General features: G+C 69.4%; 19 protein-coding genes. 7 read left to right on the forward strand and 12 right to left on the reverse strand.

The features are described from left to right. Positions 1-5: 5 nt before the first annotated feature. Positions 6-335, forward strand: a complete 330-nt coding sequence (locus tag ACQY68_RS02450) for a DMT family transporter (protein ID WP_428151438.1) — start codon at positions 6-8, stop codon at positions 333-335. Between the two features lie 20 nt (positions 336-355). Beyond that, positions 356-592 carry a DUF1272 domain-containing protein gene (locus ACQY68_RS02455; RefSeq protein ID WP_428151439.1) on the forward strand — a complete coding sequence of 79 codons (237 nt, stop codon included), beginning with the start codon at positions 356-358 and terminating at the stop codon, positions 590-592. Here the strand turns inward: ACQY68_RS02455 and ACQY68_RS02460 are convergent. The 7 genes from ACQY68_RS02460 to ACQY68_RS02490 all read right to left on the reverse strand — a co-directional run bounded on the left by ACQY68_RS02460 (position 589) and on the right by ACQY68_RS02490 (position 7,183). Next, positions 589-1,074, reverse strand: a complete 486-nt coding sequence (locus ACQY68_RS02460) for an RNA pyrophosphohydrolase (protein ID WP_428151440.1) — start codon at positions 1,072-1,074, stop codon at positions 589-591. The two genes, ACQY68_RS02455 and ACQY68_RS02460, sit on opposite strands and share 4 nt — an antisense overlap. A gap of 89 nt (positions 1,075-1,163) precedes the next feature. Further along, a complete protein-coding gene (locus ACQY68_RS02465) occupies positions 1,164-2,363 on the reverse strand; it encodes a divergent polysaccharide deacetylase family protein (RefSeq protein WP_428151441.1) in 1,200 nt (399 codons plus the stop codon). Between the two features lie 292 nt (positions 2,364-2,655). Then, positions 2,656-4,020 (reverse strand): S41 family peptidase, encoded by a 1,365-nt coding sequence (locus ACQY68_RS02470; protein WP_428151442.1) that lies wholly within the window; start codon positions 4,018-4,020, stop codon positions 2,656-2,658. Between the two features lie 190 nt (positions 4,021-4,210). Next, the gene (locus ACQY68_RS02475; RefSeq protein WP_428151443.1) at positions 4,211-5,260 is read right to left on the reverse strand and encodes a murein hydrolase activator EnvC family protein; all 1,050 of its coding nucleotides are present in this window, start codon (positions 5,258-5,260) and stop codon (positions 4,211-4,213) included. Then, positions 5,260-5,724, reverse strand: coding sequence for a 23S rRNA (pseudouridine(1915)-N(3))-methyltransferase RlmH (rlmH, locus tag ACQY68_RS02480; protein ID WP_428151444.1), 465 nt, complete (start codon positions 5,722-5,724; stop codon positions 5,260-5,262). The genes ACQY68_RS02475 and rlmH overlap by 1 nt, the downstream gene beginning before the upstream one ends. A gap of 216 nt (positions 5,725-5,940) precedes the next feature. Next, the gene (gene rsfS, locus ACQY68_RS02485) at positions 5,941-6,441 is read right to left on the reverse strand and encodes a ribosome silencing factor (RefSeq protein WP_428151445.1); all 501 of its coding nucleotides are present in this window, start codon (positions 6,439-6,441) and stop codon (positions 5,941-5,943) included. Positions 6,442-6,583: 142 nt separating this feature from the next. Beyond that, positions 6,584-7,183, reverse strand: a complete 600-nt coding sequence (locus tag ACQY68_RS02490) for a nicotinate-nucleotide adenylyltransferase (RefSeq protein WP_428152717.1) — start codon at positions 7,181-7,183, stop codon at positions 6,584-6,586. Positions 7,184-7,450: 267 nt separating this feature from the next. Here ACQY68_RS02490 and ACQY68_RS02495 point away from each other — a divergent pair, with 267 nt between their 5' ends. Then, the gene (locus tag ACQY68_RS02495; protein ID WP_428151446.1) at positions 7,451-7,996 is read left to right on the forward strand and encodes a hypothetical protein; all 546 of its coding nucleotides are present in this window, start codon (positions 7,451-7,453) and stop codon (positions 7,994-7,996) included. Between the two features lie 6 nt (positions 7,997-8,002). On the opposite strand, the gene ACQY68_RS02500 is transcribed toward ACQY68_RS02495, so the two are convergent. Beyond that, positions 8,003-8,185 carry a hypothetical protein gene (locus ACQY68_RS02500; RefSeq protein ID WP_428151447.1) on the reverse strand — a complete coding sequence of 61 codons (183 nt, stop codon included), beginning with the start codon at positions 8,183-8,185 and terminating at the stop codon, positions 8,003-8,005. Positions 8,186-8,237: 52 nt separating this feature from the next. Beyond that, a complete protein-coding gene (gene obgE / locus ACQY68_RS02505) occupies positions 8,238-9,290 on the reverse strand; it encodes a GTPase ObgE (protein WP_428151448.1) in 1,053 nt (350 codons plus the stop codon). 152 nt (positions 9,291-9,442) lie between these two features. Here obgE and ACQY68_RS02510 point away from each other — a divergent pair, with 152 nt between their 5' ends. Beyond that, the gene (locus ACQY68_RS02510; protein ID WP_428151449.1) at positions 9,443-10,225 is read left to right on the forward strand and encodes a hypothetical protein; all 783 of its coding nucleotides are present in this window, start codon (positions 9,443-9,445) and stop codon (positions 10,223-10,225) included. Between the two features lie 249 nt (positions 10,226-10,474). Here the strand turns inward: ACQY68_RS02510 and ald are convergent, their stop codons facing one another. Next, on the reverse strand, positions 10,475-11,593 hold the full coding sequence (ald, locus tag ACQY68_RS02515) for an alanine dehydrogenase (protein ID WP_428151450.1): 1,119 nt from the start codon (positions 11,591-11,593) through the stop codon (positions 10,475-10,477). Positions 11,594-11,744: 151 nt separating this feature from the next. On the opposite strand from ald, the gene ACQY68_RS02520 reads away from it, so the two are divergent. Genes ACQY68_RS02520 through ACQY68_RS02530 form a run of 3 tightly spaced genes read left to right on the forward strand, consistent with a single transcriptional unit; the run spans position 11,745 to position 14,133 of the window. Further along, positions 11,745-12,221 carry an Lrp/AsnC family transcriptional regulator gene (locus ACQY68_RS02520; RefSeq protein ID WP_428151451.1) on the forward strand — a complete coding sequence of 159 codons (477 nt, stop codon included), beginning with the start codon at positions 11,745-11,747 and terminating at the stop codon, positions 12,219-12,221. Positions 12,222-12,276: 55 nt separating this feature from the next. Further along, on the forward strand, positions 12,277-12,963 hold the full coding sequence (locus ACQY68_RS02525; protein ID WP_428151452.1) for a helix-turn-helix domain-containing protein: 687 nt from the start codon (positions 12,277-12,279) through the stop codon (positions 12,961-12,963). A gap of 9 nt (positions 12,964-12,972) precedes the next feature. Then, positions 12,973-14,133, forward strand: coding sequence for a hypothetical protein (locus ACQY68_RS02530; RefSeq protein WP_428151453.1), 1,161 nt, complete (start codon positions 12,973-12,975; stop codon positions 14,131-14,133). On the opposite strand, the gene ACQY68_RS02535 is transcribed toward ACQY68_RS02530, so the two are convergent. Together ACQY68_RS02535 and ACQY68_RS02540 are read right to left on the reverse strand one after the other, a co-directional pair. Then, positions 14,130-14,345: a hypothetical protein gene (locus ACQY68_RS02535; protein ID WP_428151454.1), complete on the reverse strand. Its 216-nt coding sequence runs from the start codon at positions 14,343-14,345 to the stop codon at positions 14,130-14,132. The two genes, ACQY68_RS02530 and ACQY68_RS02535, sit on opposite strands and share 4 nt — an antisense overlap. A gap of 9 nt (positions 14,346-14,354) precedes the next feature. Continuing rightward, positions 14,355-15,809, reverse strand: a complete 1,455-nt coding sequence (locus ACQY68_RS02540) for an NAD-dependent succinate-semialdehyde dehydrogenase (RefSeq protein ID WP_428151455.1) — start codon at positions 15,807-15,809, stop codon at positions 14,355-14,357. Positions 15,810-15,899 lie beyond the last annotated feature (90 nt).

Genomic DNA, 15,899 nt, shown 5'->3' on the forward strand with positions numbered 1-15,899 from the left:
CGACAATGGCCTGGGTCTATCTTCTCATCGCCGGCCTGTTCGAGATCGTCTGGGCCTATTTCATGAAGCAGTCCGAGGGGTTCACCCGGCTGTGGCCCAGCCTGTTCACGCTCGGCTTCATGGCCGTCAGCTTCGCCCTGCTGTCCCTCGCCATGAAGTCGCTGCCGATGGGCACGGCCTATGTAATCTGGACCGGGATCGGGGCCGTCGGAGCCTTCGTCGTCGGCGTGGTGCTGTTGGGCGAGAGCCTGACGGTAATGCGTGTCGTGGCGGCCTTGCTCGTCGTCGCGGGTCTGGTCATCTTCCGTCTGGCGCCGGGCGGGTCCTCGCACTGACGCTCTGTCAGGAGGCGCGGATGCTGGAGTTGAGGCCGAACTGCGAGTGCTGCGACCGGGACCTGCCGGTCGATAGCCCCGACGCCCGCATCTGCACCTTCGAATGCACCTTCTGCGCCGATTGCGTGGCCGGGCCGTTGAAGGGCGTCTGTCCCAACTGCGGGGGCGGCTTCGTCCCGCGCCCGGTCCGACCTGCGGCAAAGCTGGCGCGGTTTCCGGCCTCGACGACGCGGATCGTTCGCGAGACTTGTCCCTAGGCTGCGGCGTATTTCGAGAACGCGGCCACGACTTGCTCATAGGCCTGGCGCTTGAACGGGACGATCAGGTCGCAGGCTTCGTCGAGGTCGCCCCAGCGCCAGGCGTCGAACTCGATCTCGTCGTGCCGGTCGAGGCGGATCTCGGCCTCCTCGCCGGTGAAGCGGAAGGCGAACCAGACCTGTTTCTGGCCGTCCCAGGGCTTCTTGCCCTTCAGCCTGTGTTGAGCCTTCAGGGCTTCAGGGAAGTCGTAGACGATCCAGCCCTCGGTGCGGCCGATGAGGTCGGCGGAGACGACGCCGGTCTCCTCTTCAAGTTCGCGACGGGCGGCGGCCTCGATGTCCTCGCCCTTGTCCACGCCGCCCTGCGGAAACTGCCAGGCGTGTGCGCCCTCCTGGCCGGCGCGGTGGCCGAACCAGACCTGGCCGTGCTGGTTGAACAGGACGACGCCGACGTTGGGGCGGTGGCGGGGGAAGTCGGTCATGAGGGCTTAGTGAGTAGGGCTTGGGGCCTGGCGAGTAAACGCGGCCCTTCTGACTAAGCCCTAAGACCTAAGCCCTACTCCCTTGCGCCTCAGCGCCCCGGCCTTTGCGTCATCGCGCTGGCCGGGGCCAGTTGCAGCCCGCGCGCGTCCAGACCGGCGGTCCAGCGAGCGGCGGCCTCGACCGTGACCGGATAGGCGAAGCCGGTCCCCAGGGCCGCGCCGCGCGTCTTGGCGGCGGCCTCAAGGGCGTTCAGGCGGCCGATGATGGCGGCGGGGGTCTGGGTCTCGTCGATGATCGTATCGGCGCTGGCGCGGGCCCAGGCGCCCGGACGGCGACGGGCCATGCCGTCGTCGAGGAAGGCGACGCCGCGCTGACGCAGGACGCCGAGGAAGGCGGCCATGCCCGCGTCCGAGGTCACGAAGCGGTCGCCGAGATAGTTGGTGACGCCGAAATAGCCGGTCGCGCGGCCCAGCAGCCAGTTCATCTTCGCCGCCACGTCGTCGGGGGTGGCGTTGGCCAGCAGGGTGTAGGGGCCGGGATCGTTGTTGGGATAGCCGGTCGGCTCCATCGGGATCTCGATCATGACCTCGTGGCCTTGGGCGCGGGCGAGGTCGATCCAGCCCTGGAGTCCCTGGGCGTAGGGCACGAAGCTGAGGGTCACATCGGCCGGAAGGCGTTCGATGGCGGCGCGGGTCGTGACGGCGTTGAGGCCGAGGCCGCCGACGATCAGGGCGACGCGCGGCTTGCCATTGGACTGGAAGGGACGGGCATAGGCCTGGGCCGGGACGCGGCCGTCGGTGGCGATGACGGGCAGGGCGCCTTGCGGACCCGGCTGGCTGAGGCCGGCGATGGGGGCTTCCGGCAGGGGCGAGGCCGGCAGGGCGGGCGCGGCGATGGCCGAGCCGCCGGCGACGGTCGCGCCGTCGGGCAGCGTGATCAGGGCGTCGCCGCCGGCCGCGCCGTTGGGATCAAGTGTCGGATCGGCGCCGAGACCCTGCCAGGCGGCGAACCCGCCCATGGAGAAGGCTTCGAGACCGGTGGGGGCGGGGGTCTCGACCGGGGCTTCCCGGTGGAGGGCGACGCGGGCCGTCGGCGTGCCGGCGCGCGGGTCGCCGAGGACGGTCAGGAACAGGGCGACCGTGCCGAGCAGCAGCAGGCCCGCCGCGCCGACGGCGACCGGGGGCTTTCTGAACACCGCCAGGGCCGACTTCATGTCGAGCTTCGGCAGCCGGCCCGTGGGGGCGGCGCCGGCCGTGGCGGCGAGGGCGGACTGACGCTTGGCGAACATGGACGGCGAACGCTCTGGAAGCTGACGACCGGACGGATTCCGGACGACGATCATCGCAGGCGACTATGAACGGGCGGCGGTTAAGAAAGCCTAACGGGCCGTTAGCCATGTTCTCCTCCCTGCGCCGCAGGCGTGGGGAGGTGGCGCGGCCCTTCTTCAGGGCCGTGACGGAGGGGGCGACACGGTGCGTGAGGTGAGAGCTACCGGCAACGCGGTGTCGCCCCCTCCGTCAGCTCGCAAGGGCTCACTGCCACCTCCCCATCGCTGCGCGACAGGGAGGAGACTTCGCGAACTACTCTTCTTCGGTCGTGTCAGCGGTCTGGACCGGCGGGGTCGTGCCGTCGCTGACCACGATGCCTGCGGGCGCCGCGGCCAGACGCGTCAGGTCGCCGCCAGCGCGCAGGACGTCGAGGGCGCGCTGGAGCTGGTAGTCGGCGTCCTTGTCGTAGTCCTCGCCCGGGGCCTCGTGCGGGGTGTGGGCGCCCTTGCGTTCGGCGCCGATGGAGGCGTCCAGCGCGGTCGCATAGGCGGCCTCCGAGTAGATGAAGCTGGAGCGGGACACGATGCGGGCCTCGGCCTCGGTGCGGGCGACCTCGAGGTCGGGCTCGATGCCGATCTTCTGGATCGAGGCGCCGGACGGGGTGTAGTAGCGCGCCGTCGTGATCGACAGGGCGCCGTCGCGGCCGCCGCCCAGCGGGATCACGGTCTGGACCGAGCCCTTGCCGAAGGAGGTCAGGCCCACGAGCGTGGCCCGTTCCTGATCCTTCAGGGCGCCGGCGACGATCTCGGACGCCGAGGCCGAGCCGTAGTTGATCAGCACCACCAGGGGCAGGCCGCCGGTCAGGTCGCCCGGGCGGGCGGCGTAGCGTTCGATCTGGTCGGGCTTGCGACCCCGCTGGCTGACGATCTCGCCACGTTCGAGGAAGGTGTCGGATACGTCGATGGCCGCCGTCAGCAGGCCGCCGCCGTTGTTGCGCAGGTCGAGGACGAAGCCCTTCACGCCCGGATGGTCGCGCTTGATCTTCTCGATGGCGGCGGTCAGCTCGCGGCCGGTGTTCTCGTTGAAGGTCGAGATGCGCAGGTAGCCGAAGTCGCCCTCCATGCGGCTGGTGACGCTTTCGACCTTGATGACTTCGCGGACGAGGGTCACCTCGCGCGGCTCCTCGCCGTCGCGCAGGAAGGTGACGGTGACCGAGGTGCCCATGGCGCCGCGCAGCTTTTCCGAGACCTGGGTGACGGTCAGGCCCGAGGCGTTCTGGCCCTCGATGGCCGAGATGACGTCGCCGGCCTGGACCCCGGCCTTGGCGGCGGGGCTGTCGTCCATCGGCGAGATGACCTTCACCAGACCGCCTTCGGCCGTGATGGTCAGGCCGACGCCGGAATATTCGCCCGAGGTCCGCTCCTGCAGGTCCTCGAACCCTTGCGGCGGCAGGTAGTTGGAGTGGGGGTCGAGCGCGGTCATCATGCCCGCGAGCGCCGCCTCGATCAGCTTCTTGTTGTCGACCGGAACGACGTAGGCCTGCTCGATCACAGCCAGCACGTCGCCGAACAGCTGCAGCATACGGAAGGTTTCATTGCGTGGCGTCTGGGATGCCACGGTCATCCCGCTGAGACCAAGGGCCGCGACGGCGGCGCCGGCGATGAGCAGTTTACGCATTCGGTCTCTTTCGGGCCGCCCCAAGGGGCGGAGGGCTTGGTGAGTAGGTCTTAGGGCTTAGAGGCAGGATCACATGATGAAATCGTGGCGACCCCACGTTCATAGGATAAAATCAGCGTCATGCTGGCTTGGGAAGCGGTTTCGCCGCCGAGGGCTTTCTAAGCCCCAAGCCCTACTCACCAAGCCCTCCCTACAAGTACGGCGTGGGGTCCACGGCTCGCTCATCGCGTCGCAGTTCGAAATAGACCTCGCCGCCGCGTTCGGCCGAGCCCAGAGCCTGGCCGTCGGCGACCCGTTCGCCGGTTTCGACGGAGACGCTGTCGAGGCCCGCGACGACCGCGCGCCAGCCGCCGCCGAGATCGAGGATCACCACCTCGCCCCAGCCGCTGAGCGGGCCGGCGTGGTCGACGCGGGCGCCGGCGGGCGCGGCGACCGGGCCGGCGGGGGCGGCCCAGCGGACGCCCTGTCCCGATTTCACCGGGGCGCCGCCGACGGGGGCCGTCAGGCGCGTCCGGCCGCCGGGCAGGCGGGTCGAGGGCGTGGGGGCGTCGGTGGCCGTGGCCGGGCGGCCGCCGAGGTTGCGGATGCGGGTTTCCAGAGCGGCGGCGGCGCGCTCGGCCCGGGCGGCGTCGGCGCGGAGGACGGCCAGAAGGGCGGTGCGGCGGGCGGACAGGTCCTCGATCTCCGCACGGCGGTCGCCCTGGGCGCTCTCGGTGGTGAGGAGGCGTTCCGAGGACAGGACGGCGAGGCGGCGGATGCGGGCGACCTCGGCCTGACGCGCGGCGAAGGCCGAGGCGCGGCGCTGCATCTCCGGGGCCATGGCCTTCATCAGGATGGCGGCGCGCACCGTGTCGACGGCCCGGTCGGCAGGGACCAGCAGGGGCGGCGGGGGCTTGCGGCTCATCATCTGCAGGGCGGACAGGAGCCGGCCCTGGCCGTCGCGGGCCTCGGCCAGTTCGGCGACGATGGCGGCCTCGCGCCGGCTCAGGTCACGCAGGCGCTGGCGCTGGGCCGACAACTGCATGTCGTCGGCGGTCTGGTCGGTGCGCAGTGTAGCCAGTTCGCGGTCGAGGGCGACGATCTCGGCCTGGGCGTCGCGGGCGTCGGCGCGCAGGCGGCGGGCGCGCACCTGTTCGTCGCGGTACTGGGCCTGAAGCGATTGCAGGTCGTCCTGCACCGACGCGGCGGCGGGCAGGGCGGACAGGGCGATCAGCAGGGCTGTGGCGGCGGCGCGGTTCATCAATCCCGATGATAGGGTGATCCGGCCAGGATCGTCACCGCGCGATAGAGCTGTTCCGCCAGCAGGACGCGGGCCAGGGCGTGCGGCCAGGTCTGGGGCCCGAAGGCCAGGGTCGATCCGGCGGCGGCGAGCACGCCGGCGTCCAGGCCGTCCGCGCCGCCGATGACGAAGACCAGCCGTCGCTCGCCCCGGTCGCGCAGGGTCGCGATATGGTCGGCGAAGGCGCGGCTGGAATACGTCTTGCCGCGCTCGTCGCAGGCGATCAGGTGCGCGCCTTCAGCGGCCGCCAGCAGCAGCTCGGCCTCCGGCGCCTTGCCGGTCTTGCGCGGTTCGAGGTCGATCAGGTCGAGCGGGCCGAGGCCCAACGCACGACCGGCGGCGGTGGCGCGGGCCGCGTAGTCCGAGGCGAGCGTCGCCTCGGGTCCGCGACCCGGCTTGCCGATGGCGGCGATGGCGAGTTTCACGACAGACCGCGCTCACACTTCGCCCGCTCGCGGGCCTTCAATATCTCGACGGTCGGCGTTCGCAGGGTTTCTTCACCAAGGACACCAAGGGGCCACCAAGAGCACCAAGAGAGCGTCGATGGATCAGCCGCCCAGGTCCCGCCGTGTTCTCGGTGACCTCTTGGTGTCCTTGGTGAAGAACCTCCGGCCGCCGATCCAATACACGGCCTTCGGCCCTTATGCGTTCGCCGTCCGGTGGGCGCTATCCACGGCCCAGATCTTTTCGATGTTGTAGAACATCCGGACTTCGGGGCGGAACAGGTGGACGATGACGTCGCCCGCATCGATCAGGACCCAGTCGCAGTGCGGCAGACCCTCGACCTTGGCGCGGCCGAGGCCGTTTTCCTTGAGCGTGCGCAGCAGGTGATCGGCGAGGGCGCCGACGTGACGGTGCGAACGGCCCGAGGCCACGATCATGCTGTCGGCCATGGGCGACTTGCCCCTGAGATCGATCAGGACGATGTCCTGCGCCTTGTCGTCGTCGAGCTTGGACAGCAGGGCGATTTCAAGCGGAGTCGTGCCGGTCGGGACGACGCCCTGGCGGTCGAAATTCGAGGCGTCGTCGTCGACGTCGTCCGCGCTGAACAGCGGGAAGTCCTCGGCGGAGTCGTCGGAAAGGTCTTCGTCGTGACCGTCTTCGGCCCCGTCTTCGGAATGGATGGGCGCGATCGGCTCCATCTCATGGGCCGTGTTCGAAACGGCTTCATCTTGCGCGTCGTGCGCGGGCGAGGGGGTCAGCGGAGGGCTCCGGGAGGGTTCACTAAAGACGTTCCCTATCACAGGTGACCGAAAAGGTCACCTGATCCCTTTCTGGAGAGGGCTACCGCTCGACGCGCGGCGTCTCGCTGCTTGAGCCCGAGGGCGGGCGGGCACGGATCGCGGTCGACGAACTGGGGTTCAGGGGAGCCGTCAGATAGGTCCAGGCCGGGGCTTCCATCGTCGGCAACAGACGCGCCTCGTTGGACGAGACCCGATGGCCGGCGAAGCGACGCGCGGCGGGGGCGGCGCGGCTTTCCAGCAGGCTGCCGGGTCGGGCGATGACGGCGACCGGCATCATTCGCATGATGTCGGTCCAGCCGCGCCAGCGGTGGAAATTTTCCAGATTGTCCGACCCCATGAGCCAGACGAAGTGAACGCCCGGATGGCGTCGTTTGAGGGCGCGCAGGGTGTCGATGGTCCAGGTCGTGCCGACGCGGGTCTCGAAGTCCGAGACGACCATGTGCGGGCCGCGCGCGAAGGCTTCGGCCGAGGCCATGCGGTCGGCCAAGGGCGCGGTTTGGCGACTGTCCTTCAAGGGGTTCTGGGGAGAAACGAGCCAGATCACACGATCAAGATCGAGGCGCTGAACCGCCGTTTCCGCCACATGGGCGTGGCCGTCGTGGGCCGGATTGAAGGAGCCACCAAAGAGGCCGACCTTCATCCCGGCGGTCAGGCCCAGGCCATCCCTCAACGCCCCCGGTCGGGGGCCGCTCGCCTGGGGCGCGGGACCGGCGTGGAAGAAGGACAAGACGGGCGGGCTCGCGGCGGACTTATGCTCACGGATGAGCAAACGGAAGCGCAGCTAACACGACGGCGGCGGGCTTGTCGCCATGGCGCGCGATCTTCGGTGGGTCGCCGGAAACCTGACGGCGGGTGTCAGCTATGGGCGTCTAGCGTCGGCGGACCTCAACGGAGCCCGAAGATGATCATGACCGACCGCCGCGACCTTCTGACCGCCATGGCGGCCCTGCCCGTCCTGCCTGCCGGACAAGACGCCGAGGGAGGCGCGCCCGTGGAGCCGACGCCCGTGGCTGCCGGTCAATTCGACTGGCTGAGCGGCGACTGGAAGATCGCCCATCGGCGGCTGAAGGCCCCCGGCGATTGGGACGTATTCGAGGGCGAGGCGACCTGCTGGTCGATTCTCGACGGCCGGGCCCATGTCGAGGAGCTGCGCATCCCGGCGCGGGATTTCGCCGGCGTGGGTCTGAGAACGCTCGATCCGGCGGCGGGCGTCTGGCTCGACTACTGGATGAACGGCAAGGTCGGCCTGATCGGCGGCGAGGGCGTGCCGGGCCGGTTCATAGCAGGAGACGGGGTGTTCGATTCCGAAGACAGCGACGATCGGGGGGCGGTGATCGTGCGCGGGTTGTGGGACCAGATCACCGGCCAGTCGCACCGCTGGCGTCAGGGCGTCTCGCGCGACGGCGGGACGACCTGGGACTGGAACTGGATCATGGACTGGACGAAGGCCTGAACGAAGTCAGCCGCCGGTCTTCTTGAAGGTTTCGCCGATTTCCGATGCGTCCGGGCCGTCGGGACCGGCGGAGCGACGCGCCTGTTCGCCGGTGCGCTTGACCGCGGCGTCGGAGGTGGAGGCGTCCGGCTTGCCGGCAGCGTGGGCGCCGTTGGCTTTGCGGCCTTCGGACTGGTCTCGTTCTGTCATGGCTGTCTCCTGTTCGTCAGGATCAGCGGACGGGGGCGGGGCCGGTTCCCGATCAGGGCGTCCAGCCGGCTTCGTAGGTCTCGATCTCGTCGCCCTCTTCGTCGATCTCGCCGCGCGTCTTGCGGACCTCGGCCCAGGCGGCGCGGAGCAGTTCGGGCACGCCTTCGCCGGACACGCCGGAGACCAGCATGGGACGGCGACCGGCGACGGCCTCCAGTTCGGCGGCCTTCTCCTCGCGCGCCGCGGGGGTCAGGGCGTCGATCTTGTTCAGGGCCAGGATCTCCTGCTTGTCGCCCAAGCCTTCACCATAGGCGTCGAGCTCGCCCCGGATGATGCGATAGGCCTCCGCCACATCGTCCTGGGTGCCGTCGATCAGGTGGATCAGGGAGGCGGAGCGCTCGACGTGGCCGAGGAAGCGGGTGCCCAGACCGGCCCCTTCGCTGGCGCCCTCGATCAGGCCGGGGATGTCGGCGATGACGAACCGCTCACCCGGCGACAGGTCGACCATGCCGAGGTTGGGGGCCAGGGTCGTGAACGGATAGTCGGCGATCTTGGGCCGGGCGGCCGAGGCGGCGGCGAGGAAGGTCGATTTGCCGGCGTTGGGCAGGCCCGCCAGACCGATGTCGGCGATCAGTTTCAGCCGCAGCCAGATCCAGCGCTCCTGGCCTTCCTGGCCGGGGTTGGCGTGGCGCGGGGCCTGGTTCTGCGGGCCCTTGAAGCGGACATTGCCCCAGCCGCCGTTGCCGCCGGAGAGCAACAGCTCCTTCTGGCCGACCTCGACCATGTCGAGCACGACCGTCTCCTTGTCCTCGTCCAGAATCTGGGTGCCGACAGGGACGCGCAGGACCACGTCCTCGCCCTTGGCTCCGTGCATCTGGCGACCCATGCCGTGGGTGCCGGTCGGGGCCTTGAAATGCTGCTGGTAGCGGTAGTCGATCAGGGTGTTCAGCCCCTCGACCGCCTCGACCCAGACATTGCCGCCATTGCCGCCGTCGCCGCCGTCGGGTCCGCCGTTGGGGATGAATTTCTCGCGCCGGAACGAGACGGAGCCCGCGCCGCCGTTGCCGGAGCGGATGTAGATCTTGGCCTGGTCGAGGAACTTCATCGGTATTTCTAAGTCGGGGCGCTGACGCGATCGCGGGCTGCTTGATCGGGGGCCATAGCCCAAGAGAGCGGCGATTTACAGGCGGAGGCGCTTAAGCGGATCGAAAGCGTGGCCGGGGCAGGGTGTGGGCGAACACTCATGGAGAGATCAGAATGATCTCGCTGACGCCCGTCCTGACCCAGCCGCCGCCGTTCTGGCGAACCCCTCTGCAGGGCAAGGCCGCCTCCGCCGGGGAGGCGTCGCCGGGCTTTGGCCTGCCGTCCCTGTCCGACATGCGGGACGCGCAGCAATCGATGAAGAAGGAGATGGCCGCGAAGAAGGTCCAGGCCGTACGCGAGCGTCGTGACGCGTTGATGCTGATGGTCAGGATCGACCCGAAGGCGGCGTTGAAGATGACCGCCGAACTGACGAAAGAGCTGAAGGCGGCGGTGACGGACTATGTCGACGCCGCAGGCAAGAACGTCACCGACGGCGAGATGGCGATGATGCGCCGGGACGCGAAGGACGCGCGCGAGGCGGCCGATGGGGCGCTGAAGGACCTGCCGGCCGAACCGAAGGACGCCGGGGCGGAGGCCGTCGAAGCCGAGCCCGAAGCTGAGACCACGAAGGTCGATGCGGGGGTGAAGCGGGCCCAGGCCGCCTATGTCGCCGCCTTCGAGATCGCCGACCGACGCGATGAAAAGGCGGACCGGGCCGAGGCCGTCTACGGCGCAGCGATGAACGACCAGGGCTTCTTCCAGCAGGTGAAGATGGCGATGGGCGAGCTGAAAGAGGCCCGCGACAAGATCAAGGCGGACTGGGCCAACCCCAGGTCGCCGGACAAGGACGACTGGAAGGCCGCCGACAAGGAGATGGCCGAACTGGAGAAGGCGATCGATTTCGCCCCGACGGGGATGCCGGAGCTGGCGTCCAGCGGGGCGTCGGTGAAGGCCTGATGTAGTCCCCTCTCCCCCTTGCGGGTCGACGAAGGATCGCATGCGATCCGAGGAGGGGAGGCGGCGCACGAGAGCGTATCGGCGTGCTCGCGCCGGCGGGTGAGGGGTGAAACCCGTCGGTCGGAATGCGGGAATCGGTCGAGCGAAACCGGTCAGAGCCAGCGTCACCCCTCACCCGATTTCGCCAGAACGACGGCTACGCCGCCGTGCGAAATCACCCTCTCCCACAAGGGGAGAGGGTGAGTGAAGTCAGCCCTTCGCCCAGACGCCGAACGGGTCGGACCAGCTCAGGCCCATGGCTTCGGCGACGGCCGGGTAGGTAATCTCGCCCTTCAGCACGTTGAGGCCGCGCGCGAGGTGCGGGTCCTTCTTCAGCGCCTCCAGACCGTGATCGGCCAAGGCCAGACCGAACGGCAGGGTGGCGTTGTTCAGGGCTTCCGAGGAGGTGCGCGGGGCGGCGCCGGGCATGTTGGCGACGCAATAGTGGACGACGCCGTCGACGGTGTAGGTCGGGTCCTCGTGGGTCGTGGCGTGGCTGGTCTCGAAGCAGCCGCCCTGGTCGATGGCGACGTCGACGAGCACCGAACCGGGCTTCATCGATTTCAGGTGCGACTTCTTGATCAGCTTGGGCGCCTCGGCGCCCGGGACCAGGACGGCGCCGATGACGACGTCGGCCTTGACCACCTCTTCGTCGATCGCGCCGATCGAGGAGTAGCGGGTGATGACGCGGCCGTTGGTGACCTCGTCGATATAGGCCATGCGCGGGATCGAGCGTTCGAGCACCACGACCTCGGCGCCCAGACCCATGGCCATGCGCGCCGCGTTCAGGCCGACGACGCCGCCGCCGAGCACCAGGACGCGGGCCGGCGCCACGCCGGGCACGCCGCAGAACAAGAGGCCCATGCCGCCGTTGTGCTTGAGCAGGGTCTCGGCCGCCGAGAAGACGGCGATGCGGCCGGCGACCTCGGACATCGGCGCCAGAAGCGGCAGGCCGCCGCGCGCGTCGGTGACGGTCTCATAGGCGATGGCGGCGCATTTCGAGGCCAGCAGGCCTCTGGTCTGTTCCGGATCGGGGGCGAGGTGGAGGTAGGTGTAGAGGATCTGGTCCTCGCGCAGCATCTCCCACTCGACCTTCTGGGGCTCCTTCACCTTCACGATCATGTCTGCGCTGGCGAAGATGGTCGGGGCGTCGGCGACGATCGAGGCGCCGGCCTTGACATAGTCCTGATCGGTGAAGCCGGCGCCCAGTCCGGCGCCGGTCTGGACCGTCACGGTATGGCCGTGGGCGACGTATTCGCGCACCGCTGTCGGGGTCAGGCCGACCCGGTGTTCGTTCTTCTTGATTTCCTTGGGAACGCCGACGTGCATCAGATCTCTCCGGTTCAGACGATGGACCCCGCGAGGCCAACGGGCGGCGCGGGCGATGGCTGCATCTTCTAGCGACGACGCCTGTGCAGGTTCCTGTTCTTTTCGCTGAGTGATCGACGTAAACTCGCAGAAACTTGCGTTGGAGCCGATCATGAAGACCGTTTCCGCCGTCGCTCTCGATGCGACCGACAGAAAGATGCTCCGCGCGCTGCAGACCGACGGGCGGATGACCAATACCGAGCTGGCCCGGACGGTCGCCCTGTCCGAGAGCGCCTGCCTGCGTCGGCTGAGGGCGCTGGAGGGGGCGGGAGTGATCAGCCGCTACGCCGCCATCATCAACGAGCGCGCCGTGGGCCTGCCGATCAGCGTCTTCGTGACCGTGACCCTGTCGTCCCAGGCCGAGAGCGCCCTGACGGCCTTCGAGACCGCGATCACGGGCGTGCCGGAGGTCGTGGAATGCTATCTGATGACGGGCGGGTCGGACTATCTGCTGCGGCTGGTGGTGCGCGACGTCGATGATCTGGAGCGGGTCCACGCCAGGGCCCTGACGACTATTCCGGGGGTGACGCGGGTCTCGTCGAGCGTGGCGATGCGGACGGTGGTCAAGCGCGGCGCCCTGCCGGTCTAGAGCGGGGCCGGTCCAGGCCATAAAACCGCCGCCACGACTGGCGCAACTTCGCTCCGTGCGCCACGCCGCCTTCCAGACCCTGACCGCCGACGGCCGCATCGACCGGCACCGGCACAGCCACGCCTACGCGGCGCTGGTGCTGTCGGGCGGCTATCGCGAAACGGGCGACCGCGGGTGGTTCGAGGCGCGGGCGGGACAGGTGCTGATCCACGGCGCGTGGGAAGCGCACATGAACGCGGTGTCGGCGGGCGGAGCGAGGGTGCTGAATCTGCCGCTGCCCGAAGGTGTCGATTTCGATGCGGCGACGGTCGCCGATCCTGATGCCGTGGCACGGGCGGCGGAGCGTGACCCGGCCGAGGCGGCGGCGCTGCTCGTGCGGGATGCGACGCCGCTGACGGTCGCGCCACCGGACTGGCCTGACGTCCTGGCCCGGGCGTTGCGGGACGATCCGGACCTGTCGCTGAGCGTATGGGCCGCCGGAATGAATCTGGCCGCGGCCACGGTCAGCCGCGGGTTCGCAAGGGCGTTCGGGACCAGCCCGCGTCGCTATCGGGCGGAGCAGCGGGCGCTGAGGGCGGTCCGCAGTCTGGACGAAGGCGCCGACCCGCTGGCCGGGATCGCGGCGGAGCTGGGCTTTGTCGATCAGGCCCATATGACGCGGGCCGTCGTCGGACTGACCGGGCTCACGCCGGGGCGGTTCAGGGTCAAGTCGATACAATCCGGGACGGCCGTTCCGACCTAGTCAGGCGGCATGAACCGTCGCTCGCTGCTTCAGTCCGTCCTCGCCGCGCCGCTCGTCGCCGCGCTTCCCGCCCTGGCCGTCGCGCAACAGCGGCCGGCCCCGCGCACCGTCTGGCGGGTGGAGCCGTCCGAGGGTCAGGACGCCATCGCCTTCTTCGCCCCCCTGTCGGGCCGGGAACTCTATACCCGCCACTATGCGGAGGACGTCGCCCTGTTCGCACCGAGGCTGAGCGAGGCGACGCGGGCGGCCGTGCCGGCCCTGTGGCAGGCGGCGGAAGACGACGGCGTCGGCCTGCTGTCGCCCAATCTCGCGCTGATCCTGTCGCATGCGGAAAGGGACGCGACGATCGACGACCTGCTGGCGGCCCTGGCCGATCCGGAGGCGACCATGCGGCCGGCCTTCGCGGCGGGTCCCTACTGGAATGCGCATGACTGGGACTGGTTCGTCGGCAGGGCGGACCAGATCGGCGCCGTTCTCGCCGACCTGAAGGCGTCCGGCTTCGCGGCCTTCCGGCAGGAGCGGGCGGGCGCGGCGATCGAGACGGGGCTGGCCATGCTGCGCGCGGCGCTTCCGGCTTTCGACGTGATCAGGGTCGAGGAGAAGATGACCGGCCGGACCTTCGAGCCGCAGATCGACATCACGGTCCTGTATTTCTCGAAGCCGCACGGCATCAAGGTGAGGGGCCAGCGGTTCCTGCAATCGGCCGACTACGACGTCGCCCTGACGGTCCGGATCGCGGCGCACGAGCTGCTGCATCCGCCGATCCCGATGGAGGGGCCGGCCGCGCTCGCCGCGCTGGACGTCTTCGGACGCGATCCGCTGATTTCCCGCATCGTCAGCGAGCACGATCCGCGCTGGGGCTATACGACGCTGGAGGGTCTGCTGAACGAGGACCTGTGTCAGGCGATGGACCAGATCGTCAGCGAGGAACTCGGCGTCGGGCGCAATCCGGCCGACCGCTGGCGGAAGGCGGACGACGGCATCCATGTGATGGCGGCAGGCTTCTACGGCCTGTTGCGACAGGACCGCTGGACGCGCGAGGGCGGGTCGCTGGAAGCCTGGGTCATGGATGCGGCGACCCGCGGACGGTTGGCGCCGGAGGTCTTCCACGCCGCGGCGGCCCGGGTGCTGGAACGGCCCGTCGATGCGCTCTGGCCTGTGCCCGCCTAACGGGGTCGGCGTCCGAGCAGGAGTCGAACGGCCACGACGACCAGCGACACGACGCCGATGACCAGCACCAGATCGCTGACCAGCTTCACCATGCCGTAGAGGGTCACGGTCTCCACAGACCGCGTCGTCGCATCGGCCAGCAGCGCCGTCAGGCCGCCCGCGATGAGCAGGGCGAACGGCCAGACGAAGGGCTTGAGTTGGCGGCGCTTCATTTCAGCGCCCTACTTCAGGGCAAGCGTGACCTGTTTGATGTCGACGTATTCGTCGATGCCGTGGGTCGAGCCTTCGCGGCCGTAGCCGGATTGCTTGACCCCGCCGAACGGAGCGACGGCGGTGGAGATCAGGCCGGTGTTGATGCCGATCATGCCCGCCTCGATGCGGCGGCCGATGCGCATGGCGCGGTCGAGGTCGCGGGTGAACAGATAGGAGGCGAGGCCGAACTCCGAGTCATTGGCCTTGACCAGCGCCTCCTCCTCCGTGTCGAACGGGAAGACGGGGATCAGGGGGCCGAAGGTCTCCTCGTGGCGGAACAGGTCGTCGTCGCCGCCGAGCGTTACCGTCGGCTGGAAGAAGCGGCCGCCCAGCGCGTGGCGCGCGCCGCCGGTCAGGACCCTTCCTCCCGAGGCCTGGACCCGCTTCAGGTGGTCCTCGACCTTGGCGATGGCCTTGTCCTCGATCAGGGGGCCGACCTTTACCCCCTCCTCGAAGGCCGGGCCGACGGGGATCTTCGCCACCTCGGCCGCCAGTTTCGTCGCGTATTCCTCGGCGACGGAGGCGTGGACATAGACGCGGTTGGGACAGACGCAGGTCTGGCCCGAGTTGCGGAACTTGCCCTTGATCGTCTCGGCCACGGCGAGGTCGAGGTCGGCGTCCTCGAACACCATCAGGGGGGCGGCGCCGCCGAGCTCCATCGACACCCGCTTCAGGGTCGGGGCGCATTGTTCGGCGAGCTTGCGGCCCACGGGGGTCGAGCCGGTGAAGGACAGTTTGCGGATCAGGGGCGAGGCGGTCAGGACGCCGCCGATCGCAGCCGCGTCGCCGGTGACGACGCTGAGCGCCCCCTTCGGCAGGCCTGCGGCGTAGGCCAGTTCGGCCAGGGCGATGGCGGTGAAGGGGGTCTGGGAGGCCGGCTTGATCACGGCGGTGCAGCCCGCGGCGAAGGCCGGGCCGAGCTTGCGCGTCAGCATGGCGGCTGGGAAGTTCCAGGGGGTGATCAGGGCGCAGGGGCCCACCGCCTCGCGGAAGGTCAGGATGACGTGGCCCAGAGGGCTGTCCTGGGTCTCGCCGAGAAGGCGTTCGGCCTCGCCCGCGAACCATTTGATGAAGCCGTTGGCGTAGGTCACCTCGCCCTTGGCCTCCTCGAACGGCTTGCCGTTTTCGATGGCCATCAGGGCGCCGAGGCCCTCGAGGTTTTCGTCGATGAGGGCGGCCCAGTCGCGCAGGAATTTGGCGCGTTTGTGCGGGTCGGAGCGGGACCAGTCGGGGAAGGCGTCGTGCGCGGCCTGGATGGCGCGCCCGGTCTCGGGGGCGCCGAGATCGGGGATATGGCCGATGATCTCGCCGGTCGCCGGGTCGTCGACGGGGATGCCGTCGGTGCCGGCCGGGATCGCCTCTCCCGCGATGAAGGCGTGTTCACGCAGGAGCTTGAGGCCGGCGGTACGGGCGGCGGTGTTCATGAGAGACCTCGGCGTGTTCTCCCTCCCCTGCGGGGGAGGGTGGTCGCGCAGCGACCGGGTGGGCAGGACAAGGCGATGCAACGACGGATA

Source organism: Brevundimonas sp. (assembly GCF_965278935.1).
In the GTDB taxonomy this organism is placed as follows: domain Bacteria; phylum Pseudomonadota; class Alphaproteobacteria; order Caulobacterales; family Caulobacteraceae; genus Brevundimonas.